20 protein-coding genes are annotated in these 25,336 nt (G+C 68.3%); 11 read left to right on the top strand and 9 right to left on the bottom strand.

Annotated elements, in window-relative coordinates; genetic code table 11:
• Positions 1 to 23: 23 nt before the first annotated feature.
• Entirely contained in the window at positions 24 to 1,346 is a 1,323-nt protein-coding gene (locus NC595_RS18725) for a hypothetical protein (RefSeq protein ID WP_253568900.1), read from the top strand.
• An 86-nt stretch (positions 1,347 to 1,432) separates the two neighbouring features.
• Here NC595_RS18725 and cysK read toward each other — a convergent pair whose 3' ends face one another.
• Positions 1,433 to 2,374, bottom strand: coding sequence for a cysteine synthase A (gene cysK, locus NC595_RS18720; RefSeq protein ID WP_253568899.1), 942 nt, complete (start codon positions 2,372 to 2,374; stop codon positions 1,433 to 1,435).
• Between the two features lie 69 nt (positions 2,375 to 2,443).
• Positions 2,444 to 3,913 (bottom strand): siroheme synthase CysG, encoded by a 1,470-nt coding sequence (gene cysG / locus NC595_RS18715; protein ID WP_253568898.1) that lies wholly within the window; start codon positions 3,911 to 3,913, stop codon positions 2,444 to 2,446.
• A gap of 259 nt (positions 3,914 to 4,172) precedes the next feature.
• On the opposite strand from cysG, the gene NC595_RS18710 reads away from it, so the two are divergent.
• Positions 4,173 to 5,180, top strand: a complete 1,008-nt coding sequence (locus NC595_RS18710; protein ID WP_253568897.1) for a LysR substrate-binding domain-containing protein — start codon at positions 4,173 to 4,175, stop codon at positions 5,178 to 5,180.
• A gap of 198 nt (positions 5,181 to 5,378) precedes the next feature.
• On the opposite strand, the gene NC595_RS18705 is transcribed toward NC595_RS18710, so the two are convergent.
• Genes NC595_RS18705 through NC595_RS18695 form a run of 3 tightly spaced genes read right to left on the bottom strand, consistent with a single transcriptional unit; the run spans position 5,379 to position 9,581 of the window.
• Positions 5,379 to 6,101, bottom strand: a complete 723-nt coding sequence (locus NC595_RS18705; RefSeq protein ID WP_253568896.1) for a phosphoadenylyl-sulfate reductase — start codon at positions 6,099 to 6,101, stop codon at positions 5,379 to 5,381.
• Positions 6,098 to 7,795 (bottom strand): assimilatory sulfite reductase (NADPH) hemoprotein subunit, encoded by a 1,698-nt coding sequence (gene cysI / locus NC595_RS18700; protein WP_253568895.1) that lies wholly within the window; start codon positions 7,793 to 7,795, stop codon positions 6,098 to 6,100. The genes NC595_RS18705 and cysI overlap by 4 nt, the downstream gene beginning before the upstream one ends.
• A 1-nt stretch (position 7,796) precedes the next feature.
• On the bottom strand, positions 7,797 to 9,581 hold the full coding sequence (locus NC595_RS18695) for an assimilatory sulfite reductase (NADPH) flavoprotein subunit (RefSeq protein ID WP_253568894.1): 1,785 nt from the start codon (positions 9,579 to 9,581) through the stop codon (positions 7,797 to 7,799).
• A 134-nt stretch (positions 9,582 to 9,715) separates the two neighbouring features.
• Here NC595_RS18695 and NC595_RS18690 point away from each other — a divergent pair, with 134 nt between their 5' ends.
• The 8 genes from NC595_RS18690 to NC595_RS18655 all read left to right on the top strand — a co-directional run bounded on the left by NC595_RS18690 (position 9,716) and on the right by NC595_RS18655 (position 19,994).
• Complete coding sequence (locus tag NC595_RS18690; RefSeq protein ID WP_253568893.1) at positions 9,716 to 10,921, top strand: cupin domain-containing protein; 1,206 nt, start codon at positions 9,716 to 9,718, stop codon at positions 10,919 to 10,921.
• Positions 10,918 to 11,868 carry a GNAT family N-acetyltransferase gene (locus NC595_RS18685; protein WP_253568892.1) on the top strand — a complete coding sequence of 317 codons (951 nt, stop codon included), beginning with the start codon at positions 10,918 to 10,920 and terminating at the stop codon, positions 11,866 to 11,868. Before NC595_RS18690 ends, NC595_RS18685 begins: the two co-directional genes overlap by 4 nt.
• 226 nt (positions 11,869 to 12,094) lie before the next feature.
• Positions 12,095 to 14,929 carry a 2-oxoglutarate dehydrogenase E1 component gene (locus tag NC595_RS18680; protein ID WP_253568891.1) on the top strand — a complete coding sequence of 945 codons (2,835 nt, stop codon included), beginning with the start codon at positions 12,095 to 12,097 and terminating at the stop codon, positions 14,927 to 14,929.
• An 81-nt stretch (positions 14,930 to 15,010) separates the two neighbouring features.
• Positions 15,011 to 16,204, top strand: a complete 1,194-nt coding sequence (odhB, locus tag NC595_RS18675) for a 2-oxoglutarate dehydrogenase complex dihydrolipoyllysine-residue succinyltransferase (protein ID WP_253568890.1) — start codon at positions 15,011 to 15,013, stop codon at positions 16,202 to 16,204.
• Between the two features lie 147 nt (positions 16,205 to 16,351).
• The gene (gene lpdA / locus NC595_RS18670; RefSeq protein WP_253568889.1) at positions 16,352 to 17,779 is read left to right on the top strand and encodes a dihydrolipoyl dehydrogenase; all 1,428 of its coding nucleotides are present in this window, start codon (positions 16,352 to 16,354) and stop codon (positions 17,777 to 17,779) included.
• A gap of 162 nt (positions 17,780 to 17,941) precedes the next feature.
• On the top strand, positions 17,942 to 18,538 hold the full coding sequence (locus NC595_RS18665; RefSeq protein ID WP_253568888.1) for an LOG family protein: 597 nt from the start codon (positions 17,942 to 17,944) through the stop codon (positions 18,536 to 18,538).
• A 15-nt stretch (positions 18,539 to 18,553) separates the two neighbouring features.
• The gene (locus NC595_RS18660) at positions 18,554 to 19,549 is read left to right on the top strand and encodes a YhdH/YhfP family quinone oxidoreductase (protein WP_253568887.1); all 996 of its coding nucleotides are present in this window, start codon (positions 18,554 to 18,556) and stop codon (positions 19,547 to 19,549) included.
• 79 nt (positions 19,550 to 19,628) lie between these two features.
• On the top strand, positions 19,629 to 19,994 hold the full coding sequence (locus NC595_RS18655; RefSeq protein ID WP_017463210.1) for a response regulator: 366 nt from the start codon (positions 19,629 to 19,631) through the stop codon (positions 19,992 to 19,994).
• 69 nt (positions 19,995 to 20,063) lie between these two features.
• Here NC595_RS18655 and NC595_RS18650 read toward each other — a convergent pair whose 3' ends face one another.
• A complete protein-coding gene (locus NC595_RS18650; protein WP_253568886.1) occupies positions 20,064 to 20,957 on the bottom strand; it encodes a DnaJ C-terminal domain-containing protein in 894 nt (297 codons plus the stop codon).
• Positions 20,958 to 21,030: 73 nt separating this feature from the next.
• Positions 21,031 to 21,480, bottom strand: coding sequence for an Hsp20/alpha crystallin family protein (locus tag NC595_RS18645; protein WP_063670348.1), 450 nt, complete (start codon positions 21,478 to 21,480; stop codon positions 21,031 to 21,033).
• A 139-nt stretch (positions 21,481 to 21,619) separates the two neighbouring features.
• Here NC595_RS18645 and NC595_RS18640 point away from each other — a divergent pair, with 139 nt between their 5' ends.
• Positions 21,620 to 22,105: a peroxiredoxin gene (locus tag NC595_RS18640; RefSeq protein ID WP_253568885.1), complete on the top strand. Its 486-nt coding sequence runs from the start codon at positions 21,620 to 21,622 to the stop codon at positions 22,103 to 22,105.
• Between the two features lie 63 nt (positions 22,106 to 22,168).
• On the opposite strand, the gene gyrA is transcribed toward NC595_RS18640, so the two are convergent.
• Together gyrA and NC595_RS18630 are read right to left on the bottom strand one after the other, a co-directional pair.
• Positions 22,169 to 24,793: a DNA gyrase subunit A gene (gene gyrA, locus NC595_RS18635; RefSeq protein ID WP_253568884.1), complete on the bottom strand. Its 2,625-nt coding sequence runs from the start codon at positions 24,791 to 24,793 to the stop codon at positions 22,169 to 22,171.
• 139 nt (positions 24,794 to 24,932) lie between these two features.
• Entirely contained in the window at positions 24,933 to 25,334 is a 402-nt protein-coding gene (locus tag NC595_RS18630) for a GtrA family protein (protein ID WP_253568883.1), read from the bottom strand.
• Positions 25,335 to 25,336: the final 2 nt, after the last annotated feature.

Raw genomic sequence — 25,336 nt, 5'->3', positions numbered from 1 at the left:
ATATCCATCGTAGAGGGACGGCCATGGCATCCGGTTTCGCTTCGCGACGCTTCCGGCAGGCGCTTGCACTCGGCCTCGCCACCTCCACCCTCTTCGCCGCAGAGCCGACGTTCGGCACCATCGATCCGGCTGCTGCTGCCCATGTCCTCGGCGAAGCCAAGACCATCTGCACGAGGGATGCGGGCGCCTTCTGGGGGCACAGCCTGTGCGGACCGATGCTGCTGGTGGACCCGGTCGACCGCAGCGTTGTCGCCAACCGCACCGACGGCCACGGCGTACTGAAACCGTCCGGCGAACTCTTCACCGGCACCTTGCCGGCGTCGGTGATCCTGGCGAACACCTCGATCGGGTGGTCCGGCATGCGCTGGAGCGAGATCCTCTGGCCCGTCCCGGTCGACGCCGACCAGCGGCACGTGATGCTCGCCCACGAGATGTTCCACCGCATCCAGCCAGCGCTGAAGATGATGTTGGTGGAGGGCGACAACCGGCATCTGGATACTCTGGAGGGTCGCTACCTGATTCAGCTGGAGTGGCGGGCACTGGCGACCGCGCTGCGCGCACCGACCATCGCCGCTCGCCGGCAGGCCATCGCCGATGCGCTGCTGTTCCGGCGCGAACGGTACCGGCTGTTCCCGGGAGCCGCGGCCAGCGAGAACGACCTGGAATCGAACGAGGGCATCGCCGAATACACCGGCACGCGGCTCGGCCTGGTCACGCCGCAGGCGCGCATCCGTTATGCCCTTCACGACCTGACGGCCTTCGTGAACGCGCCGAGCTTCGTGCGCTCGTTCGCCTATGCCACCGGCCCGGCCTACGGGCTGCTTCTGGACCACGCCGATCCGGGCTGGCACCACCGCTTTGTCCCCGGCCAGCGGCTGGATCAGTTGCTGGGCCATGCCCTGCACCTGCCGCCACCGGCATTCGCCACGCTCGAGGCGCGGGAGTCGATCTACGACGACGGAACGCTACGCGCCAGCGAAGTAAAGCGCGACAAGGTGCGTCGTGCCCATCTCGCCGAACTGAAGGCGAAGCTGGTCGACGGCCCGGTGCTGGTGCTGCCGCTCGATCACAGCAGCTTCCAGTTCAATCCGCAGACCCTGGTGCCACTGGACGACCTCGGCACCGTCTATCCGACCCTGCGCCTGGACGACGACTGGGGCGTGCTCGAGGTGGATGGCGATGCGCGGGTCGACCAGCGCGCGAAGATCGCCACGGTGTCAGCCGCAGGCGTCGACGCGTCCGACCGTCGTGGCCACGGCTGGACGCTCACATTGAAACCGGGCTGGGTTGTCGTCCCCGGCACACGCAAGGGCGACCTGGCGGTGAAACGCGACGGAAACCCCTGAACATCGAAGCAGGCCGCAAGCCGCAACCTGGCGAAAAGCCATACATCGGGACGAACTGACTCCCCCCGAAGCACGGCTGACGGGAACTACTCGACCTCGTCCGAACCCTCGTTGACGCCTTCGAACAGGTAGGTGGACAGGTAACGCTCGCCGGTATCCGGCAGCATCGCCAGCAGCACCGAGCCCTGCGGCGCATCCTTGGCCACCTCCAGTGCCGCGGCCAGCGTGCCGCCGCAGGACAGGCCGACGAAGATGCCTTCCTGCGCGGCCAGCGCCCGGGCCACCTCACGCGAGCGCTCGTCGGGGATCAGCTTGATCTCGTCGAACACCTCGCGGTTGAGCACGGCCGGGATGAAGTCCGGGTTCCAGCCCTGGATCTTGTGCGGCTGCCACTCCTTGCCCGCGAGCAGGGCCGCCCCCTCCGGTTCGGCGGCGATGATCTTCACCTCCGGGCGCGCCAGCTTGAGCATCTCGCCCACACCGGTGAGCGTGCCGCCGGTGCCCCAGCCACTGACGAAGTAGTCCAGCCGCTTGCCGGCGAAGTCGCGCAGGATCTCCGGACCGGTGGTGCTGCGGTGGTACGCGGGATTGGCCGGATTCTCGAACTGGCTGGCCCAGAACCAGCCGTGCTTCTCGGCCAGCTGCTTTGCCTTTTTCACCATGCCGGTGCCGCGCTCGGCGGCAGGGGTGAGGATTACCTTCGCCCCGTAAGCGCGCATCAGCTTGCGGCGCTCGATCGAGAAGGTCTCGGTCATCACCGCCACGAACGGATAGCCGCGCGCCGCGCATACCATCGCCAGGCCGACGCCTGTGTTGCCCGAGGTGGCCTCCACCACGGTCTGGCCAGGCTTGAGCACACCGCGTTTCTCGGCATCGAGGATGATCGCCAGCGCCAGGCGGTCCTTCACCGATCCGCCGGGGTTGAACGCCTCTACCTTCACGTAGATGTCCACGCCTTTCGGCGCCAGGCGGTGCAGCTTCACGATCGGGGTGTTGCCGATGGTGTCGAGGATGTTGTCGTAGATCATGGATCGCTCCTGTGACCGGAAGGTGGGAACGGAATCGGCAATGGTGCGCCGATCCCGGGGGAAAGGTGTTCAGGCGTGGTGAATGGCGGCGAACAGGCGCTCGGCATCGGCCACCCGGTCGACACGCCCCGGAGGTGGGCCCAGCGCCTCGTCCACCGGAGGAGCACCGAACCAGGCCAGCGATCCGGCCAGCGCCGCCACCTCCCCCAGGATCAGCAGCGCCGGGGATTTCACCGCCTGCTCGGTGGCGCGCCGCGCAAGCTGCCCCAGGGCGCCGCTGACCACCCGCTGTTCCGGCCGCGAGCCGTTCTCGACCAGGGCGAACGGGGTGGACGCGGCACGACCGTGCGCAATCAGCCGTTGCTGGAAGGCTTCGAGCTGGGCCACGCCCATGTACACCGCCAGGGTCTGCCGTTCGCGGGCCAGTGCCGGCCAGTCCAGCGTGTCGTGCGAAGCCTTGCAGTGCGCGGTGAGCAGGCGCACCGACTGCGCGTGATCGCGGTGGGTGAGCGGAATGCCGGCATAGGCCGCGCAGGCCACCGCAGCGGTGATGCCGGGCACCACTTCATAGGGGACGCCGTGGGCGCGCAGGAACTCCAGCTCCTCGCCGCCGCGGCCGAACACGAAGGGATCACCGCCCTTCAGGCGCACCACACGGCGGCCTTTGCTTGCGTGCTCGAGCATCAAGGCGTGGATGCCGTCCTGGGTGGTGTGATGGTGACCGGACTGCTTGCCCACCTCGATGCGCTCGGCGTCGCGGCGCGCCAGCGCCAGCACCTCGGCACTGACCAGCCGGTCGTGCAGGATCACGTCAGCCTCGTTCAACGCGCGCAGACCGCGCAGCGTGAGCAGTCCGGGATCGCCGGGACCGGCGCCGACCAGCACCACGCTGCCACGGGGCGCGTCGACCGGTGAGGCCAGCAGGCGCTCGGCCTCGGCCTGCGCCTGGGCCGGCCGGCCACGGCGGACCAGGTCGGCCACCGTTCCGGAGAACAGTTGTTCGTAGAAGCGCCGTCGCGTGGATGACTCGGGAAAGCGCAGGCGGATGCGCTTGCGGAGCTTCGACGCCAGCATGGCGAGGCGGCCCAGCGAATGATCGAGCAGCGTCTCCAGCCGCTCGCGGATCAGCCGGGCAAACATCGGTGCATCGCCGCCGCTGGAAATGGCGATGGTGATGGGCGCTCGATCGATCACCGCCGGCACGTGGAAGCTGGAGCGTGCCGCGTCGTCCACCACGTTGACGAAGATCCGCCGTTCCGCAGCAAGCCCGGCGATGCGCTGGTGCAGTCGCGAGTCATCGGTCGCGGCAACCACCAGCCATGTACCGTCGAGCCAGTGCGGCTCAAATGCGCCGGCGCGATGGGTGACCTTCCCCGCCTCGACCCAGCCCTGCAATGCCGGCGACAGCAGCGGTGCGCCGACGGTGACCCGGGCACCGGCCTCCAGCAGCATCGCCACCTTGCGCTCGGCCACGGCACCGCCCCCCGCCACCAGCACGGGGCGGTCATGAAGATCGGCGAACAGGGGATACAGCTTCATCGCGGCCGGTTACTCGCTAGGAGGGTGCGCCGGGCGGCGCATCCGGCCAAGCTAGGAACGCAACCCCTCGTCCACAAATGATTTGTGGAAAGGTGTTTATTCCGCTTGGTTATAAACGCGCCGGGGCGACGTCCGCTTGACGCATCGCAGCAAATGGATGTATAGACGTCCAAATGAAGATCACTCCGCTTGCCGGCACCCCCGCCGACCTCCCGCCGGTACAGCCCGGCCGCCGCCCGCGCCCGCCGGGGGCATCCGCATGACGCTGACCCAGCTCCGCTACCTGATCGCGATCGCCGACTCCGGGCTCAACATCACCCTCGCCGCCGAACGCGTCCACGCGACCCAGCCAGGCCTGAGCAAGCAGCTCAAGCAACTGGAGGAGGAGCTGGGCTTCCAGCTGTTCAACCGCAAGGGCAAGAGCCTGGACGCAATCACCCACGCCGGAGGCAAGGTGCTCGAGCGCGCGCGGACGATCCTCGCCGAAGTGGGCAACATCCAGTCGGTAGCCGCCAACCTGCGCAACGAGGCCCGCGGCACGCTGCGCATCGCCACCACCCATACCCAGGCGCGCTTCGCCTTGCCCGGCGCGATTGCCGCGCTCAACCGGCAATATCCGGAGGTGAGCGTGCACCTGCAGCCGGCCGCCGACGCCGAACTGATGGACCTGCTCGCCGGCGGCGGTGTGGACATGGCCGTGGTAAGCACTGCCGGCGCGCCGCCGGCCGGCGTGATCGCCCTGCCCGCCTACCGCTGGCAACGTCGCGTAGTGGTGCCGAAGGATCACCCGCTGGCGGCGCTCGACCGCGCCCCCACACTGGAAGAGCTGGCCGCCCACCCGCTGGTGAGCTACGACTCGTCGCTGAAACCGGAGTCCTCGCTGCGGCGCGCCTTCGAGGCCCGTCGGCTGACCCCGCAGATCGCAATGACCGCAGCGGATGCCGACCTGATCAAGACCTACGTGCGCGCCGGCCTTGGCATCGGCGTGCTGGCCGAGATGGCCCTGCTGCCCTCGGACAGCTCGGATCTGCGCACCCTTTCCGCCGACGCACTGTTTGCTCCGTGCACCACGTGGGTGGTGCTTCGCCGGGACGGTGTACCCCGGGAGTTCGCGCTCGCCTTCATCGCCGACTTCGCACCGCAGCTCGACCGCAAGTCGCTGGCCCGTCATCTGTCCACCGGCGAGTCGGTGGAATGGCCGACGGCACCGACGTGGCGCGAGCGGGCGATGAGAGTGGTGGGCAAGCAGGTGACTGCGAAGGTCTGACGGGCGCTTCATGCCGAACCCGCGCGGCCCGCATGGCAGGCGCGACGGGATATCGCCCGAGCCGGGGACATTCCAGGAGTCGCTGGGTGCGGACGCCTGCCGGAATGACAGGTGGGCAGAGGACCCGGATCGGGCCTACCCAGCGGCCGCCGCACCGTTGGCCTTTTCCGCCGTCAGGAATTTCCCCCGCCTTCTTGCCTACACCGCCTCATGCAGGCCGCACTCGCGATGCAGCCCGAAAAACCGCGTCTCCTCTGCCTCCATCCCAGGCTCCCACGGGCGCGTGGTGTGCACGTCGCCAATCGAGACATAACCCTTGTCCCAGAGGGGGTGATACGGCAGGCCGTGCTGGGCGAGGTACTGGCCCACGTCGCGGTCGCGCCAGTCGGCGATCGGGTGGAACTTCCAGCGATCGTTGCGGCGCTGGACGAACGGAATCTGCTCGCGGCTGCGCGACTGCACGCGGCGCAGACCGGAGAACCAGCCCGCAGCACCCAGTTCGGCCAGCGCGCGCTGCATCGGCTCCACCTTGCGCAGCTCGTTGTAGCGCTTGATGCCCGCTTCGCCCTGCTCCCACAGCCGGCCGTGGCGGGCCTCCATCCACGCGGGGCTCATTGCGGGGCGGTAGACCTTGAGGTTGAGCTTGAGGCGGTCGACCAGCTGATCCACGAAGCGGTAGGTCTCGGCGAACAGGTAGCCGGTGTCGATCAGCACCACCGGGATGTCCGGCTGTTCGCGCGTGACCATGTGCAGCATCAGCGCCGACTGCGCACCGAAGCTGGACGAGAGCACCAGCGGACCGGGCACGTTGCGCAGCACCCAGCGCACCCGCTCCGGCGGGTCGAGCCGGCCCAGCCACGCATCGAGCCGCCCAAGCACGGCCGGATCGCGGGCGGCGGCGTCGAGGTAGGCCGGATTCATGCGGTCACCTGTGCGGGAATCCTCTGCAGCACGCTGACCTCGCCGCTGCGCACGAGGAAGTCGCCGAAGCCCTCGCCCTCGACGCGCTCGGCGGCGTAGCGGGCGAACAGCGGGTCAAGCGCAGCGAGGATGGCGGCCTCGTCGATGTTCTCGCGGTGGATGCGGTTGAGCCGCTGGCCGCGAAAGTCGGCGCCCAGACGCAGGTCATAGCGGCCCGGTGCGCGACCGACCAGCGCGATCTCGCCCAGGTACGGCCGCGAGCAGCCGTTCGGGCAGCCGGACAGGCGCAGCAGGATAGGCGCGTCGGCCAGGCCATGGCGGTTGAGCTGTGCCTCCAGCTTCGGCAGCAGCTCCGGCAGGTAGCGCTCGCTCTCGGCCATCGCCAGCCCGCAGGTGGGCAGGGCCACGCAGGCCACCGCATGACGACGGATCGGGCTGGCCTTGCGGTAGTCGTCCAACCCGTACTCGACGACCAGTGCGTCGATGCGGGCGCGGTCGGCCGCAGCCACGTCGGCGACGATCACGTTCTGGTTGCAGGTCATGCGGAACGTGCCGCTGTGCACCTTCGCCAGTTCGCGCAGGCCGCTGAGCGAACGCACCGCGCCGGCATCGATCAGCCGTCCGGCCTCGATCAGCAGGGTGAGGTGCCAGCGACCGCCCTCGCCTTCGGTCCAGCCGTAGCGGTCGCCGTTGTGCTCGAAGGCATACGGCCGCGCCGGCGCTAGCGCGAAGCCCAGGCGCGATTCCAGCTCGGCGACGAAGTGGTCCAGGCCGCGGTGGTCCAGCGTGTACTTCAGGCGCGCGTGCTTGCGCTCGCTGCGGTTGCCCCAGTCGCGCTGTACCGCCACCACGCCCTCGGCGACCGCGATCAGCTGCTCGGGGGTGACGAAGCCGATCACGCTGGCAAGCCGCGGATAGGTGGTCGGGTCGCCATGGCTGGCGCCCATGCCACCGCCAATGGCGACATTGAAGCCGAGCAGCTCGCCGCCCTCGATGATCGCGATCAGGCCCAGGTCCTGAGCGAACACGTCCACATCGTTGAGCGGCGGGATCGCCAGGCCGATCTTGAACTTGCGCGGCAGGTAGGTCGGACCGTACAGCGGCTCGTGTTCCTCGCCGGAGACCTTCTCGCCGTCCAGCCAGATCTCGTGGTACGCCCGCGTCTGCGGCTCCAGGTGTTCGGACAGCTTCGCCGCCCAGGCGTAGGCCAGCGCGTGGGTCTCGGGCACCTGCGGATTGGCGCTGGAGACCACGGTGCGCACGACGTCGCCGCAGGCGGCGATGGTGGTGGCCAGTGCGTCGTGGATGGCGCGCAGGGTCGGCTTCAGGCGGCGCTTGATCACGCCATGCCACTGGAAGGTCTGTCGCGTGGTGATGCGCATCGAGCCGTTGCCGTGCCCGGTGGCGATGCGGTCGAACGCCAGCCACTGCGCCGGGGTCACCACGCCGCCCGGCAGGCGCGCGCGGATCATGAAGGAATACGCCGGCTCCAGCTTCTGCCGGCGACGCTCGTCACGCAGGTCGCGATCGTCCTGCTGGTAGCTGCCGTGGAATTTCAGCAGCTTGTTGTCGTCGTCACTGATCGCACCGGTGACCGGATCGGCCAGCCCTTCGACGAGGGTTCCGCGCAGCAGCCGGCTGGCCGCCTTGATGCGTTCCATCTCGGACAGGGGCAAGGAGGTGGTTTCGCTCATCTCAATACACGTCGCGGGCGTAGCGCCCGTCCTGCAGTCGTTCGGAAAGCCAGGCCTGGGCGGCCTCGGGGGTCTTGCCGCCGTGGGTAGCGACGATCTCGGCGAGCGCGGCGTGCACATCCTTCGCCATCTGCGCGGCGTCGCCGCACACGTACAGATGCGCGCCGCCGGCGAGCCAGTCGTACAGCTCCGCGCCACGCTCGCGCAGCACGTGCTGCACATAGCGCTTCTCGGCCTGGTCGCGCGAGAAGGCCACGTCCAGCCGGTGCAGCGCGCCGTCCCTGAGCGCCTGCTGCCACTCGAGCTGGTAGAGGAAGTCGTCGGCAACGTGCCGGCTGCCGAACACCAGCCAGTTGCGGCCGGTCGCGCCGGCCTGCTGGCGCTCCTGCACGAAGGCGCGGAACGGCGCCACGCCGGTGCCTGGGCCGATCATGATCACGTCGCGGGCACCATCAGCAGGGAGGCGGAAGCGCTCGTTCGGCTCGATGAATACGTTCAGCGTGGCGTCCTCGCCGGTATCGGCGATCCAGCGCGAGGCGGCGCCGAGGTGAGGTTCGCCATGCGCGCGGTAATCCACCACGGCAAGCGTCAGGTGCACCTCCTCCTCGCCCACCGCCTGCGGGCTGGAGGCGATCGAGTACAGCCGCGGTGTCAGCGGGCGCAGCGCGGCGACCAGGGCCCCGGCGTCCCAGTCGGCGGGATACGCGCGCAGCAGGTCGATCGGCTGGTGGCTGGTCAGCAGCTCCTTCAGCGCCTCGGGGTTCTCCAGCGCGGCGCGCAGCACGGCGCTGTCGGCGCGCTCCGCGATGGCCTGTACCAGCGGGCGGCTGAGCCGGGTCAACTCGCGCTCGCGGACCAGCCACTCGCGCAGCGGCTGCCCCTTGCCGTCGTGGGTGACCTCGGTTTGGCCGTCCAGTGCCAGCACGGCGAGGAAGGCATCCACCAGCGAGGCGGGATTGCGGTGCCACACCCCGAGTGCATCGCCCGGCGCGTAGCGCAGGCCGGAGCCTTCCAGCGACAGCTCCATATGGCGCACATCGCGGTCGGCATGCCGCGAGACGATGCGCTGGTTGGCCAGCACCGGCGCCGGGAATGGCCGCTCGCGATGGAACTGCGGTCGTGCCGGTGCTGGCCGCAGCGGCGTCACCGAGGCGGTGGGCAGCTCGCGGGTGAGCTTTTCGCGCACCAAAGCCAGCGCGCCGTCGGCCCAGGGTCCGGCCACCGGTTCGATGTCCACGTCGGCCTCGGCCAGCGGGGCCAGCCGCTTCGCGCCGAGCTCGGCCAGCCGTCCGTCGATGGCACGGCCCATGGCGTTGAACAACGGGTAGCTGGAGTCGCCCAGGCCGAGCACCGTGTACTGCAGCGCGGGCAACCTGGGCGCGCGGCGGGAAGCCAGGAATTCGACGAAGCCGCGCGCGTCGTCCGGCGGCTCGCCCTCGCCCTGGGTACTGACCACCACGGCGAGGTAGCGCTCGCCGGACAGCTCGCGGGCGGCGTAGGCACCGGCGCGCACCAGTCGCACCGGCAGGCCTGCTGCTTCGGCCCCGGCGGCAAAGCGCTCGGCGACACGGCGGGCATTGCCGGTCTGGCTGCCGTACAACACGGTGAGACGCGCGGCCGGCATCTGCGCCTGGCGCGCGACCGGGTGCGCCGCCTGCTGCGCGGCGTAGGCGGCGATCCAGTACAGCTGGGCAGGCTCCAGGCCGTCAACCAGCTGGCGCAGCAGTGCCTGGCGTTCTTCGCCCAGACCGGGCGGCGCCGCGAGGGCGGGCTGCGTAGCGTTCACGGGCAAATCCTTTGGACGTCCAAACCGGGATTGCATCAGCTTGCCCCCGCGCGGGCGCCCCACCCAAAGGATCATTGGCGATGTCCTTATGCCGACCGGACATGGTGCCCCCGGCCATGGCTACAATTGCGCCCATGGCCATTTCCTCCCCCTCCCGCAAGCCGCTGCCGATCGAGGTACGCGGTTCCGCCCGCCAGCCGCTCGGCATGTCCACCGCCCAGTTCCTGCGCGACTACTGGCAAAAACGTCCGCTGCTGGTGCGCAACGCCTTCCCCGGCTTCGAACCGCCGATCGCGCCGGAAGACCTCGCCGGCCTTGCCTGCGAGGACGGCGCGCTGTCGCGACTGATCCGCCACGACGAGAAACGCGACCGCTGGCACGTCAAGACCGGTCCGCTCGATGAAACCGACTTCGCCACCACGGGGGACGCCAACTGGACCCTGCTGGTGCAGGACGTGGACAAGTGGGATGCCGACGTCGCCGCCCTGCTCGAACCGTTCGCCTTCCTGCCGAGCTGGCGCGTGGACGACGTCATGATTTCCTACGCCGAGCCCGGCGGCGGCGTGGGCGCCCACGTGGACCAGTACGACGTGTTCCTGTTGCAGGGGCTGGGCCAGCGGCACTGGGCGATCAGCACCGCCCCCGACGCGCCGAAGGATTTCCGCCCCGACGTCGAGCTCAAGCAGCTGGCGCAGTTCGAGCCCAACCACGAATGGCTGCTGGACCCGGGCGACATGCTCTACCTGCCGCCGAACGTGCCGCACGACGGGGTAGCTTTCGGCGGACCCTGCATGACCTTCTCGGTCGGCATGCGCGCGCCGTCCCAGGCCGAGCTGATCGGCGATTTCGCCGACTACCTGGCCGACCGCCTGCCCGAAGAGGCCCGCTATACCGACCCGGACCTGGCGGCTGCCCGCAACCCGGGCGAGATCGACCGCAATGCGCTGGAACGACTGCGCTCCGTGCTTCCGTTCGCCGGGGCCTACAACGACGCCACGCTGCTGGACTGGTTCGGCCGCTTCATCACCCGCTACCGGCTGGCCCAGCAACCGGCGCCGGCCGAACGGCCGGTCACGGCCGCGGCCCTGGACAAGCTGCTGGCCAAAGGCGTGTCGTTCGTGCGCCACCCCTGGTCGCGCATGGCCTGGGCACGCACCCGCAACGACTGCACGCTATTCGTCAACGGCCAGGCCCACCCGGCGACGCCGACGCTGGCCCAGCGGCTCTGTGCCGAACGGGAGATCGCGATCGCCGGCACGACCGACGCCATCGAGCAGGCCTTGCTGGTCGCCCTGCTCGACGACGGCCACCTGGTTCCGCGCAGGGCGAAACGCGGGTGAAGCTGGAGAACTTCCACGTCGTCAGTGCCGACTGGGCCCGTGATGGCGACCGCGAGGCGGTCCGGCAGCTGCGCCGGATGGTGCTGATCGACGGGCTGGGCCTGCCGGCCGCATGGGAGTTCGACGACGCCGACCCGCAGGCCATGCACTTGATTGCCCGCGACGATACGGACTGCCCGATCGGCGCCGCCAGGCTCACGCCGGACCAGCGGATCAGCCGCGTCGCGGTGCTGCCCACCTGGCAGCGCCACGGGGTCGGCACCGCCCTGTTGCGTCAGTTGGTCGGGCGGGCGAGCGGCTTCGGCTGGAACGAGTTGCGGCTGGATGCCCCGGTGGAGCTGGTGCCGTTCTACGCCCGGGAAGGCTTCGTACCGGCCGGTGAATTGTTCGAAGCGGCGGGGCGCATGCACCAGACGCTGCGCCGCGCGCTGGAGCCTGCCTCCCCAGGCGCGCGCCCCGCCCGCGACCCGGGCCTGCTGCCGGCCGAGGATCGAGCCTCGGTGGACGCCACCCGGCGCCTGCTGCTCGCCGATGCCCGACACATCCTGGCGATCCACCTGCCCCGGCTGGACAGCGAGCTCTACAGCAGCGCCGAGGAACTGGCCGAACTCCGCCGTATCGCCACCTCCGGCCGCGGTGCCCGCATCCGCATCCTGCTGCACGACACCGGGGCTGCCCTGCGCGACGGACACCGGCTGGTCGCTCTGGCGCAGCGCCTGTCGAGCGTGATCCAGATCCGTCGCCCGGTGGAGGAGGTAGACCTGGCCAATCGCGCCGGCTGGCTGCTCAACGATGCCGGTGGCTACCTGTTCCTGCCCGACCACGACCGCCCGCAAGGTCGGGCTTCGCGCCACGACCGCGCCGGGCAGGCGCCGCTGATGCAGCAGTTCGACGAGGTCTGGGAGCGCTCGGTGCCGGCTACCGAGCTGCTCGCGCTTGGCCTCTAGACGGTGGCTGAACGAGCAGGTCCGCCCGATCCGGGCCGCGGTTCCGGCACAAGTCCCGCCCGGTCCGCGGTCGGGGCGGCCAGCCCCCTTGCATAGACCATCGTCCAACCCCACGCCCGGGTTGTCGCGACGCAGCAGCCCGGCGCTATAATTAACAAGATTTTTGCCAGCCCTCCGCTGCGCCACGGGCAGCGTCGACGGCACCCTCCCCCCAACCGGTGGTAACGTGAGCACAAACCTGATTCGCGAGTTCTTCGAGTCCTCTCAACTCGCAGGCGGCAACGCCGATTATGTCGAAGCACTTTACGAGGCGTGGCTGAGCGATCCGGGCTCCGTGCCCGCCGAGTGGAACAGCTACTTCCAGACCTTCAATGGCCGCGCGTCGGGAGATGTCTCCCACACCGCGGCCATTGCGCGTATTGAGTCCGCGCAAAAGCAGCGCCGCAGTGCCGTCGCCACGGTCGACGACGCCCATGCGCGCAAGCAGGCCGGCGTGCTGCGCCTGCTCACCGCCTACCGCTCGCGCGGCCACCTCGCCGCCGACCTGGACCCGCTGGGCCTGGCCCAGAAGATGGACGCGCCGGACCTGGGCCTGGCCTTCCACGGCCTGAGCGACGCGGACCTCGACACCGAGTTCGACTGCGGCACCTACGCCGGCGGCGGCCAGCGGATGAAGCTGCGCGAGCTGCTGGCGCGGCTGAAGAAGATCTACACCGGCACCATCGGTGCCGAGTTCATGTACATCTCCGATCACGCCCAGCGGAACTGGATCTACTCCCGCCTGGAGCAGGCCAACGGCAGCGCCGGCCTCGACAAGTCCGAAAAGAGCCACCTGCTCGACGTGCTCACCGCCACCGAAGGCCTGGAGCGCTACCTGCACACCAAGTACGTCGGCCAGAAGCGTTTCTCGCTGGAAGGCGGCGACAGCCTCATCCCGCTGGTCGACGACGTCGTGCGCATGGCCGGCGACAACGGCATCAAGGAGCTGGTGATCGGCATGGCCCACCGCGGCCGCCTCAACGTGCTGGTCAACATCCTGGGCAAGCCGCCGAAGACCCTGTTCGACGAGTTCGAGGGCAAGTTCGAGCACATCGACGACCCGTCGTATTCCGGCGACGTGAAGTACCACATGGGCTTCTCGTCCGACCTGAAGACGCCCAAGGGCGGCGTGCACGTGGCGCTGGCGTTCAACCCTTCACACTTGGAGATCGTCAACCCGGTGGTGGCCGGCTCCGTGCACGCGCGCCAGCTGCGCCGCCATGACACCGAGCACAACCAGTCGATGGCGGTACTGGTGCATGGCGACGCGGCGCTGGCCGGCCAGGGCGTGAACATGGAACTGTTCAACATGTCGCAGGCCCGCGGCTTCAGGATCGGCGGCACCCTGCACGTGGTGGTCAACAACCAAGTCGGCTTCACCACCTCCAACCCGCAGGACGCCCGTTCCACGATGTACTGCACCGACCTGGCCAAGATGGTCAACGCGCCGGTGTTCCACGTGAACGGCGACGATCCGGAAGCGGTGATCGAAGTCACCCGCCTGGCCTACGAGTTCCGCAAGACGTTCCGCAAGGACGTGGTCATCGACGTCGTGTGCTACCGCCGCCACGGCCACAACGAGGCCGACGAGCCGGCAGCGACGCAGCCGCTGATGTACCAGATCATCCGCAAGCGCCCGACCACCCGCGACCTGTACGCACAGGCGCTGCAGAAGGAAGGTGTGATCGCCGATGGCGACGGCCAGAAGCGGCTCGACGCCTACCGCGACCGGCTGGAGGCCGGTGCACCGCTGGCCGAGTTCAATCCGACGCCGGTGCGCGACCTGGAGATCGACTGGGCCCGCTTCACCAACAACCCGCTGTCGACCCCGGCCGATACCACCGTGCCGAAGAAGAAGCTGGTGGAACTGGCCAACCGCATCCTCGACCTGCCGGGCGACCTGATCCTGCAGTCGCGCGTGGGCAAGATCTACGACGACCGTCGCAAGATGGCCGCCGGAGAGGTTCCGGCCGACTGGGGTTTCGCCGAGAACCTGGCCTACGCCACGCTGATCGACGGCGGCCACAACCTGCGCCTGGTCGGCCAGGACTCCGGCCGCGGCACCTTCTTCCACCGCCATGCGGTGTTGCACGACCAGAAGGACGGCCACACCTACATGCCGCTGGCTACCCTCCGCGACGGCGCCAACGTCGAGGTAATCGACTCGCTGCTCAGCGAGGAGGCGGTGATGGCCTTCGAGTACGGCCACTCCACCACCGACCCCGACACGCTGCACATCTGGGAAGGCCAGTTCGGCGACTTCGCCAATGGCGCCCAGGTGGTGATCGACCAGTTCATCAGCTCCGGCGAGTCGAAGTGGAACCGCCTGTGCGGCCTGGCGCTTTACCTGCCGCACGGCTACGAGGGCCAGGGTCCGGAGCACTCCTCCGCCCGCCTCGAGCGCTTCCTGCAGCTGTGCGCGGTGAACAACATGCAGGTCTGCGTGCCGACCACCCCGGCGCAGGACTTCCACATGATCCGCCGCCAGATGCTGCGCCCGGTGCGCAAGCCGCTGGTCGTGATGACGCCCAAGTCGCTGCTGCGCCACAAGCTGGCCGTCTCCACCCTGGACGAGCTGGCCAACGGCTCGTTCCAGCTGGTGCTGGGCGAGCACCGCGAGCTGCCGGTGAAGAAAGTCAAGCGCGTGGTGCTGTGCGCGGGCAAGGTCTACTACGACCTGCTCGAGGAAGCCGAGAAGCGCGGCCTCGAGGACGTGGCGCTGGTGCGCGTGGAGCAGTTGTATCCGTTCCCGCGTCCGGAGGTGTCGGCCGAGCTGGCCCGCTTCAGCGCCACCAAGGAGGTGATCTGGTGCCAGGAAGAGCCGATGAACCAGGGTGCCTGGTTCCAGATCCGCCATCACCTGCAGGCCTGTATCGGTCCGAAGCACACGCTGTCGTATGCCGGCCGCGCGCGCTCGGCGGCACCGGCCGCCGGCCACCTCAACGAGCACAACGCCGAACAGGCGGCACTGGTCGAGCAGGCGCTGGTCGCCCCGATCGGCACCGACCACTCGGCCGAGTAACCTACTCCGAATAGCGTGGCCGGGACGGCCGCTTTGCTCCTGCACCCACGGACGGGTGCCAACCCCAGCAAGGACCCTGTGATGTCCATCGAAGTCAAAGTCCCCGTTCTCCCCGAGTCCGTCTCCGACGCCACCATCGCGACCTGGCACAAGAAGGTCGGCGACGCGGTCAAGCGCGACGAGAACCTGGTCGATCTCGAGACCGACAAGGTCGTGCTCGAGGTGCCCGCCACCGTCGATGGCGTGCTCAAGGAGATCCGCCACGCCGAAGGCGACACGGTGAACAGCGAACAGGTGATCGCGATCATCGAGGAAGGCGCCGTGGCTGCCGCTCCGGCCCCGGCGGCGGAAGCGCCGAAGGCGGTCGCGCCCGCTCCGGCCGCCGCCCCCGCCAAGGGCACCGCGGACCTGTCTCCGGCGGGCCGCCGCGTCGCCGAGGAAGAGCACATCGACCCGTCCAAGGTCGCCGGTACCGGCCGCGACGGCCGCGTGACCAAGGAAGACCTGGTCAACTACACCAAGGGCGGCAGCGCCCCGGCGCCGGCCGCACCGGCCGCCAAGCCGACCCCGGGTGCCCGTCCCGAGGAGCGCGTGCCGATGACCCGCATCCGCGCCCGCATCGCCGAGCGCCTGATGCAGTCGAAGAACTCCATCGCCATGCTGACCTCGTTCAACGAGGTGAACCTGGCCGAGGTGGTGAAGATGCGCAAGACGCTGGGCGAGTCGTTCGAGAAGGCGAACGGCATCAAGCTCGGCTTCATGAGCTTCTTCGTGAAGGCTGCGGCCGAAGCGCTGAAGCGCCACCCGGTGATCAACGCCTCGGTGGACGGCAACGACATCATCTATCACGGCTACCAGGACATCTCGATCGCCGTGTCCACCGACAAGGGCCTGGTGACGCCGGTGCTGCGCGACGTGCAGGACATGAGCTTCGCTGACGTCGAGAAGGGCATCGCCGGCTACGCCAGGAAGGCGCGCGACGGCAAGCTGGGCCTGGACGACCTGCAGGGCGGCACCTTCACCATCACCAACGGCGGCACCTTCGGCTCGCTGCTGTCCACGCCGATCGTCAACCCGCCGCAGAGCGCGATCCTGGGCATGCACACCATCAAGGAGCGCCCGGTGGTGGAGAACGGCCAGGTGATCGCCGCGCCGATGATGTACCTGGCGCTGTCCTACGACCATCGCATCATTGATGGCAAGGACGCGGTGCTGTTCCTGGTCGACATCAAGAACCAGCTCGAGAACCCGCAGCGCATGCTTCTTGGTCTCTGATGGCGGCCCCCGCCATCAGAAAATAGGTAACGAGGCTCTGATGCCGGCAAGCGCCTGAAACCACGGCCTTGCCGGTTGCCTTTCCGGCAATCGAGCCCACCTTCCGCTTCACCAGCGAGCCCGATGCTCGCCCGCAAGGAACCCGCCATGAGCGACCAGAAATTCGACGTCATCTTCATCGGCGCCGGCCCTGCCGGCTACGTCGGCGCGATCCGCGCCGCGCAGCTCGGACTGAAAGTGGCCTGCGTCGATGCGTTCACCGGCAAGGACGGCAAGCAGGCCCTCGGCGGTACCTGCCTCAATGTCGGCTGCATCCCGTCCAAGGCGCTGCTGGATTCGTCCAAGCAGTTCTACAACATCGCGCACAACCTACCGGTGCACGGCATCACCGTCGATGGCGCCAAGGTCGACCTTGCGACCTTCATCGGCCGCAAGGACAAGATCGTCAAGCAGTTCACCGGCGGCATCGGCCAGCTGTTCAAGGCAAACAAGGTCACCGCGTTCTACGGCATGGGCAAGCTGCTCAAGGGCAACCAGGTGGAGATCACCGCCCAGGACGGCGGCAAGCAGACCATCAGCGCCACCAACGTCGTGCTGGCCTCCGGCTCGGTGCCGATCGAGCTGCCGTTCGCCAAGTTCGACGGCAAGCACGTCGTCGACAACGCCGGCGCGCTCGACTTCACCGAGGTGCCCAAGCGCCTGGGCGTGATCGGCGCTGGCGTGATCGGCCTGGAGCTGGGCAGCGTGTGGCGTCGCCTGGGTGCGGAAGTGACCGTGCTCGAGGCCATGCCGGACTTCCTCGGCGCCGCCGATGCGGACATCGCCAAGATCGCCTTCAAGGAATTCACCAAGCTGGGCCTCAACATCAAGATGGGCGCCAAGCTGTCCAAGGCCGAGGTGAAGAAGGATGGCGTGCACCTGGTCTACGCCGACAAGGACGGCGAGCAGAGCCTGGTGGTCGACAAGCTGCTGGTGGCCGTGGGCCGCCGCGCCTACACCGACGGTCTGCTGGCGGAAGACACCGGCGTGAAGCTGGACGAGCGCGGCCGCATCGTGGTCGACGAGCACTGCCACACCGGCGTGGACGGCGTGTGGGCGATCGGCGACGCGGTGCGCGGCCCGATGCTTGCGCACAAGGGTTCCGAGGAAGGCGTGGCGGTGGCCGAGTGGATCGCCGGCAAGGCGGGCCACGTCAACTTCGACACCATCCCGTGGGTGATCTACACGGAGCCGGAGATCGCCTGGGCCGGCAAGACCGAAAAGCAGCTCAAGGACGAGGGCGTGCCCTACAAGGTCGGTACCTTCCCGTTTGCCGCCATCGGCCGCGCCGTGGCGATGAACGAGGCGTTCGGTCAGGTGAAGATGCTGGCCCACGCCGAGACCGATCGCATCCTCGGCGTGCACATGGTCGGCCCGGGCGTGTCCGAGCTGATCGCCGAGTGCGTGGTGGCGATGGAGTTCAAAGGTTCGTCCGAGGACCTCGCCCGCATCGTCCATGCGCATCCGACGCTGTCCGAGGCGGTGCACGAGGCCGCCCTGTCGGTCGACAAGCGCGCCATCCACAAGGGCAACTGAGGCCGGGATGGCCTCATCCCGGACAGCTCATGGATGGGCGAACGTTCCGGGATCCAGTGCCTTCGGCCCGCTCGTGGCGACATGGGCGGGCCGTTCGTTTTCCGCCGTCATTCCGGCGCAGGCCGGAATGACGGGCTTCTGCTCACCGCAACAGGCAACGCCATGCCCCATATCACCTCCCTCTGCGTCTATTGCGGCTCCGCCAGCGGCAACGACCCGGCCTACCTCGGGCTGGCGCGCGACTTCGGCACGGAGCTGGCCCGGCGCGGGGTCGCCCTGGTCTACGGCGGCGGCAAGGTCGGCCTGATGGGCACCGTGGCCGATGCGGTACTGGCCGCTGGCGGCAAGGTGGTGGGCGTGATCCCGCGCCAGCTGGTCGAGAAGGAGGTCGCGCACACCGGCCTGACCGAGCTGGTGGTGGTCGAGACGATGCACCAGCGCAAGACCCGCATGTACGAGCTGTCCGATGCGTTCGTCGCCCTGCCCGGCGGCTTCGGCACCATGGACGAGATGTTCGAGATGCTCACCTGGGCCCAGCTCGGCCTGCACCGTTATCCCTGCGCATTCCTGGACGTGCACGATTACTACGCGGGACTGAAGACGTTGATGAACCACATGGTCGACGAGGGTTTCGTTCAACCGGGGCAGCGCGACAGTGTATGGTTCGGCTCTTCGATGCCCGATCTGTTCGACTGGATGGTCGACTACGACGGAGGCCAGGCAGCCCGTGTGATCGGCCCGGCCAGCATCCGGGCCTGATCCGAGGACATGCCGATGACTGCTTTGCGCGCCTTTCGCATCCGCCAGGACGATGCCGGCTACCGTGCCGGCATCGAGACCATGGACAGCGACGATCTGTCGCCCGGCGAGGTGCTGGTCAAGGCGGCCTACTCCTCGGTCAACTACAAGGACGCACTGGCGTGCACTGGTAAGGGGCGGATCCTGCGCCAGTTTCCGCTCAACGGCGGCATCGACGTCGCCGGTCACGTGGTCGCCTCGACCGATCCGGCGTTCCGGGAGGGCGACGCCGTGCTGTGCACCGGCTCCGGCCTGTCCGAGACGCGCGACGGCGGTTACGGCGAATACGTGCGGCTGGACGCGCGCTGGACGATCCCCCTGCCCGCAGGCCTGAGCCTGCGCGAGAGCATGATCCTCGGCACTGCCGGATTCACCGCCGCGCTGGGCCTGCTGCAGATGCTCGACAACCGCCAGACCCCGGAACAGGGGCCGCTCGCCGTGACCGGTGCCAGCGGTGGCGTGGGCATGCTGGCGATCGACATCTACAGCCGTGCCGGCTTCGAAGTCCACGCGATCAGCGGCAAGGCCGACCACTTCGATTTTCTGCGCCAGCTCGGTGCGGCGCAGTGCCTGGACCGCCACGAACTGGCTTTCAGTGGCAAACCAATGGACTCGGCCCGTTTCGGCGGCGCGCTGGACAACGTCGGCGGAGCGATGCTCGCCGGCCTGCTGCCGCTGATCGCCCCCTATGGCAACGTGGCGCTGTGCGGCAATGCCGGCGGCATCGGCTTCGAGAGCACCGTAATGCCGTTCATCATCCGCGGCGTGAACCTGCTGGGCGTTGCGTCCGCCGGAACCGCGCGGAACCAGCGCCTGCGGGTATGGGAACACCTGGCCGCCCCGTGGAAGCCGCTGCACATGGATCGCATCGCCACGCGCGAGGTCACGCTGGAGGAGCTGCCCGGGGTGTTCCCCGCCATGCTGGCCGGCGGCTCCTTTGGTCGTACCATCGTGCGCCACGCCGACATTTGACCTCAATCGCCGCCTCGACTTGGAAGCACGTCGGGCGCGCCTTAGAATCCATTCACTTCGAACAAGGGATCCCCACCTTATGGCCCGCATCCTCATCGTCGACGACTCCCCGTCGCAGCTGCTCGGTCTCAAACGCGTCGTGGAGAAGCTTGGCCACGAGGCACTCACCGCCGAGGACGGTGCCGCCGGCGTGGAAGCCGCCAAGCGCGAACTGCCAGACCTGATCCTGATGGACGTGGTCATGCCGAACCTCAATGGGTTCCAGGCCACCCGCACGATCAGCAAGGATCCGACCACGGCGCACATCCCGGTGGTGCTGGTGACCACCAAGGACCAGGAGACCGACAAGGTCTGGGGCATGCGCCAGGGCGCCAAGGCCTACGTGACCAAGCCGATCAAGGAAGACGAGCTGGTGGCCACGCTGACCGAGCTGCTCCCGGGCTGAGCTTTTCCGCTCCCGGACATCAGAACGGCGCCCCAGGGCGCCGTTCTGCTATCTCACTCCGAAAACGGATCAGCTGCGCGGGTTGTAGTCCGCGAAATGCTTCTGCAGGACCTCGTAGGCCTTGCGCTGCTTGTCGTCCTCGGCTGGCGGCGTACGGATGGACAGCTCCACCAGCTGATCCCCCGGATGCGCCCCCGGCATGCCGCGCCCCTTCAGGCGCAGTTTGCGACCGGACTGCGAACCGGCGGGGATCCGCAGGTCGACCGCGCCACCGAGCGTCGGCACCGGCACCGTGGCACCCAGCGCCGCCTCCCATGGAGTGATCGGCAGCACGTGCAGCACGTTGCGGCCGTCGAGCCTGAAGCGGGCGTCGTCGCGGATCGCCACCTCCAGCAGCAGGTCGCCACTGGGCCCGCCGGCGGAGCCGGCGTGGCCCTGCCCGGACAGGCGGATCACCTGCCCCGGCTGGATGCCGGCCGGGATCTTCACCTCGAGCACGCGCTCGTGGCCGTGGCTATCGTGTAGCGCCACTCGGGTACGGCCGCCGTCGAAGGCGGTCTGCAGGTCGATCTGCACCTGGGCCTGCACGTCGCGACCGCGCCGCGCCCGTGGCTGACCCCGGTGCCCACCACCGCGACCGAACAGGCTCTCGAAGAAGTCGCTGAAATCGCCGTCGCCACCGCCCTCGCCGAAATCGTAACCCTGGCCGAAGCCCGGTGGCGGGCGGAACTGCTCGCCGCCACGGTAGCCGCCGGCACGCACCTGGTCGTAGGCGCGGCGCTTTTCCTTGTCGCGCAGCACCTCGTTGGCCTCGTTGACGGCCTTGAACTTCTCCTCGGCGCCCGGCTCCTTGTTCTTGTCCGGGTGGTACTGCCGCGCCAGCTTGCGGTAGGCGGCCTTGATGTCCGCCTCGCTGGCATCGGGCTTCACGCCCAGGATGTCGTAATAGTCTTTGAACTCCACTCACCTTCCCCCGACCGATACGTCACTGGATCGTGGCAGGCCCGCGCCTGCCACGATCCCATGGACCACAAGCTTACCCGGCCGCGTTGATGGTGATGCGACGCGGCGTGGCCAGCGGCTTCTTCGGGATAGCGATCTCAAGCACACCGAACTTGCCGGTGGCGGTGATGCCCTCGGCATCGGCGCTGTCCGGCAGGGTGAAGCGACGGTGGAACACGCCATGCGCGCGCTCGACCCGGGTGTACTTGCCGCCCTCGCCGTTCACTGCCTGGCGCTCGCCCTTGATGGTCAGGATGCCCTTGTCCATGCTCACTTCGATCTGCGCCGGATCCACGCCCGGAATATCGGCCAGGATCACGAAGCGCTGCTCGTCTTCGCGGATATCCACGCGCGGCGCCCACTGGCTCGTGACCACGTTGGATGCGTCGCCTTCCTCGTTCTGGAACAGACGGTCGAAGGCCTGGCGCACCTCCTCCGGAAACATGCGGGTGGCACTCCAGTGCGTCGGATTGCGGTTGCTCATGTCGGACTCCTCGAATCGGTTACGGCGCGGTCGCCGCTTGCCCTGACAAGTAGGTGCAGGCGGCGGCGATTCAAGGCGACAGAACGCCACGGCGGGGGTTAGCATCCGGCGGTTGCCCACCTTTCAGCATGGAGACGCCATGACCATCCAGACTGGCCAGCCGCTGCCCGACGTGCCCCTCACCGTCGTCGACGGCGGCGAGCGTCAGAACACCCGCAGCGGCGAACTGTTCGCCGGACGCAAGGTGGTGATGTTCGCCGTACCCGGCGCCTTCACCCCCACCTGCTCGGAAAAACACCTGCCCGGCTTCGTCACACGGTTCGACGCCTTCCGCGTCCGTGGCTTCGAGGTGTTCTGCCTGTCCGTCAACGATGCCTTCGTGATGCAGGCCTGGGCGCTGGCACAGGGCGTGCCGCCCGGCCTGAAGATGCTGGCCGACGGCAATGGCGAGTTCACCCGGGCGCTGGGCCTGGAGCTGGACGGCAGCGCCTACGGCATGGGCCTGCGCGCACGCCGCTTCGCGCTGGTGGCCGAGGATGGCGTGGTGACCTCGCTGGCGGTCGAGGCACCGGGCGAATTCCGGGTGTCGTCGGCCGAGGCCATGCTGGACGCCGTCGGCGGCTGACGCCGCCTCCGGAAACGAAAAACCCCGGCCGGAGCCGGGGTCTTTCGTGCGCGGAGGGGCCGATCAGGCCTCGTCGCCACCCGCCGGCTCGGCGACGGTGGCATCCCCCTCGCCCTGCGGCGGCTGGCCGTCGGTCGTCACGACCTCGCTCTCCTCGCCGTTCTCCTCTTCCGCGTCCAGCCGCACCACGCTGACCAGGGCTTCGTCGGCCGGCAGCTTGATCAGGGTGACGCCCTGGGTGTTGCGGCTGAGCTGCGAGACCTCGGCCACGCGGGTACGCACCAGGGTGCCCTGGTTGGAGATCAGCATCAGCTCGTGCGCCTCGGTCACCTGCACCGCAGCCACCAGCGCGCCGTTGCGGTCCGAGCACTGGATACCGATCACGCCCTGGGTGCCACGTCCCTTCTTGGGGAACTCGTCCAGCGCGGTGCGCTTGCCGTAGCCGCGGGCGGTGGCGGTGAGGATGTCGCCCTCGGCCGCCACGATCATCGACACCACCTCGGCGTCATCCGCCAGGCGCATGCCACGCACGCCGGTCGCGGTGCGGCCCATCGAGCGCACGGTGTTCTCGTCGAAGCGGTTGACCTTGCCGTTGGAGGCGAACAGCAGCACGTCGCTGTTGCCGTCGGTGAGCGCCACGTTGACCAGCGCGTCGCCCTCGGCGAGGTTGATCGCCTGCTTGCCCTTCTGCAGCTGGAAAGCAAATTCGGTCAGCGGGGTCTTCTTCACCGTGCCGTTCCTGGTGGCGAAGAACACGAAGCGATCCTCGTCGTATTCGCGCACCGGCAGCACCGCCTGCACCTTCTCGCCCTCGGCCAGCGGCAACAGGTTGACGATCGGCTTGCCGCGAGCGGCCGGGCCGGCTTCCGGCATCTGGTAGACCTTGAGCCAGTAGACGCGGCCGGTGCTGGAGAAGGTCAGCAGCGTGTCGTGGGTGTTGACCACCCACAGCTGCTCGACCACGTCCTCGTCCTTCAGCGCCGAGGCCGAACGGCCCTTGCCGCCACGGCGCTGTGCCCGGTAGGTGCTGGCCGGCTGGCGCTTGATGTAGCCGGTGTGCGACAGCGTGACCACCACGTCTTCCGGGGCGATCAGGTCGAGCACGTTGAGGTCTTCCTGCGAGGCCTGGATCTCGGTGCGACGGGCGTCGCCGAACTCGGCCTTGACCGCCTCCAGTTCCTCGCGGATCACCTGCAACAGCACGTCGGGATGCTCGAGGATCTCGATCAGGCCGCGGATGGTTTCCAGGATCTGGCGGTACTCGTCGCTGAGCTTCTCCTGCTCCAGCCCGGTCAGGCGGTGCAGGCGCATGGCGAGGATTTCCTGCGCCTGCGTCTCGGACAGCTGGTAGCCCTCGGGCTTGAGGCCGTCGCGCGGATCCATGTCCTCCGGGCGCGAGGCGTCGGCGCCGGCCGCCGACAGCAGCGCACCGACCACGCCGGGCTGCCACTTGCGCGCCAGCATGCGCTCGCGCGCCTCGGCCGGTGAGGCCGAGGTCTTGATCAGATCGATCATCTCGTCGATGTTGGCGAGCGCGACGGTGAGACCTTCCAGGATGTGCGCGCGGGCGCGTGCCTTGCGCAGCTCGAAGATGGTGCGGCGAGTCACCACCTCGCGGCGGTGGCGGATGAACGCCTCGAGGATCTCCTTCAGGTTCAGCAGCTTCGGCTGGCCGTCGGACAGCGCGACCATGTTGATGCCGAAGGTAACCTGCATCTGCGTCTGCTGGAACAGGTTGTTCAGCACGACGTCGGCCATCGCATCGCGACGGATCTCGATGACCATGCGCATGCCGTCCTTGTCGGACTCGTCGCGCAGTTCGCTGATGCCCTCGAGCTTCTTTTCCTTCACCAGCTCGGCGATCTTCTCGATCAGCCGCGCCTTGTTCACCTGGTACGGCAGCTCGTGGACGATGATTGTCTCGCGGCCGTTCGGCTCGGTCTCGATCTCGGTCTTGGCGCGCACCAGGATGCGGCCGCGACCGGTGCGGTAGGCCTCGACGATGCCGGCGGCGCCGTTGATGATGCCGTGGGTCGGGAAGTCCGGCCCCGGGATGTAGGTCATCAGCTCGTCGATGCCCAGCGAGGGATCGTCGATGAGCGCGATGGTCGCGCTGATCACTTCGCTGAGATTGTGCGGCGGGATGTTGGTGGCCATGCCCACCGCGATGCCTGCCGAGCCATTGACCAGCAGGTTCGGCACGCGGGTGGGCAGCACCAGCGGCTCGTGCTCGCTCTCGTCGTAGTTGGGGCCGAAGTCGACGGTGTCCTTGTCGATGTCGGCGAGCAGTTCGTGGGTGAGGCGCGACATGCGCACCTCGGTGTATCGCATCGCCGCGGCGTTGTCGCCATCGACCGAACCGAAATTGCCCTGGCCGTCGACCAGCATGTAGCGCAGCGAGAACGGCTGGGCCATGCGCACGATCGCGTCGTAGACCGACGAGTCGCCGTGCGGGTGGTATTTACCGATGACGTCACCGACCACGCGGGCCGACTTCTTGTAGGGCTTGTTCCAGACATTGCCCAGTTCGTTCATCGCGAAGAGCACGCGGCGATGGACCGGCTTCAGGCCGTCACGCACGTCCGGGAGAGCGCGGCCCACGATCACGCTCATGGCGTAATCGAGATAGCTCTGGCGCATCTCGTCTTCGATGTTGACGCGGATGACTTCTTTGGCGAGTTCTGCCATCAATCGGCTTCCCATGGGACGAAAAAAGGCCGCTCCGCCAACACCTCAGGTGCGTGCGCAAGCGGCCCTGAAATCAACTACCGGAGTGTATCACGAATGGCCATTTCGTGACAGTATTTTGATCTTTTAGATCAATAACTTAGCGCGCAGCCTTGGGGTGCCGGAAAAGCAGTCCTCGGGCTGTCGAAAAATTGACCAGCGCGGCCACCGCCGAACCGGCTGCGACGGCCACCGCCGGCCAGCGATGCAGCGCCGGGAACAGCATCAGGCAGGCGGCGAAAATGCCGTAGTTGACGACTGCGCCCACGCTCATCAGGGCCAGCCAATGCAGCAACTCGGCATGCGCGGTGCGGCCGCTGGAACGCCCGGCGAAGGTATGCCGGCGATTCCACCACCAGGTCACGACGGCCGCGGCAAGGAACGAGACGATGCGCGCCACGTAGGCATTCCAGTGACCGAAGCTCACCAGCGCCTGCGAGATGCCGGCGTCGACCACCAAGCCGATCACGCCGCCAATGGCGAACAGGCCGATGGTGCGCACCT

Source organism: Dyella lutea (assembly GCF_024158035.1).
Taxonomy (GTDB): Bacteria; Pseudomonadota; Gammaproteobacteria; order Xanthomonadales; family Rhodanobacteraceae; genus Dyella_A; species Dyella_A lutea.
Note: the sequence above shows the minus strand (reverse complement) of the source record. Positions and strands in the feature narration are given on the sequence as shown.

Coding starts and splice junctions, on each gene's coding strand:
- NC595_RS18710 (WP_253568897.1), top strand. CDS start 4,173: ATGACGCTGACCCAGCTCCGCTACCTGATCGCGATCGCCGACTCCGGG.
- cysG (WP_253568898.1), bottom strand. CDS start 3,913: ATGAAGCTGTATCCCCTGTTCGCCGATCTTCATGACCGCCCCGTGCTG.
- odhB (WP_253568890.1), top strand. CDS start 15,011: ATGTCCATCGAAGTCAAAGTCCCCGTTCTCCCCGAGTCCGTCTCCGAC.
- NC595_RS18645 (WP_063670348.1), bottom strand. CDS start 21,480: ATGAGCAACCGCAATCCGACGCACTGGAGTGCCACCCGCATGTTTCCG.
- NC595_RS18655 (WP_017463210.1), top strand. CDS start 19,629: ATGGCCCGCATCCTCATCGTCGACGACTCCCCGTCGCAGCTGCTCGGT.
- cysK (WP_253568899.1), bottom strand. CDS start 2,374: ATGATCTACGACAACATCCTCGACACCATCGGCAACACCCCGATCGTG.
- NC595_RS18705 (WP_253568896.1), bottom strand. CDS start 6,101: ATGAATCCGGCCTACCTCGACGCCGCCGCCCGCGATCCGGCCGTGCTT.
- lpdA (WP_253568889.1), top strand. CDS start 16,352: ATGAGCGACCAGAAATTCGACGTCATCTTCATCGGCGCCGGCCCTGCC.
- NC595_RS18640 (WP_253568885.1), top strand. CDS start 21,620: ATGACCATCCAGACTGGCCAGCCGCTGCCCGACGTGCCCCTCACCGTC.
- NC595_RS18725 (WP_253568900.1), top strand. CDS start 24: ATGGCATCCGGTTTCGCTTCGCGACGCTTCCGGCAGGCGCTTGCACTC.
- NC595_RS18690 (WP_253568893.1), top strand. CDS start 9,716: ATGGCCATTTCCTCCCCCTCCCGCAAGCCGCTGCCGATCGAGGTACGC.
- gyrA (WP_253568884.1), bottom strand. CDS start 24,793: ATGGCAGAACTCGCCAAAGAAGTCATCCGCGTCAACATCGAAGACGAG.
- cysI (WP_253568895.1), bottom strand. CDS start 7,795: ATGAGCGAAACCACCTCCTTGCCCCTGTCCGAGATGGAACGCATCAAG.
- NC595_RS18665 (WP_253568888.1), top strand. CDS start 17,942: ATGCCCCATATCACCTCCCTCTGCGTCTATTGCGGCTCCGCCAGCGGC.
- NC595_RS18660 (WP_253568887.1), top strand. CDS start 18,554: ATGACTGCTTTGCGCGCCTTTCGCATCCGCCAGGACGATGCCGGCTAC.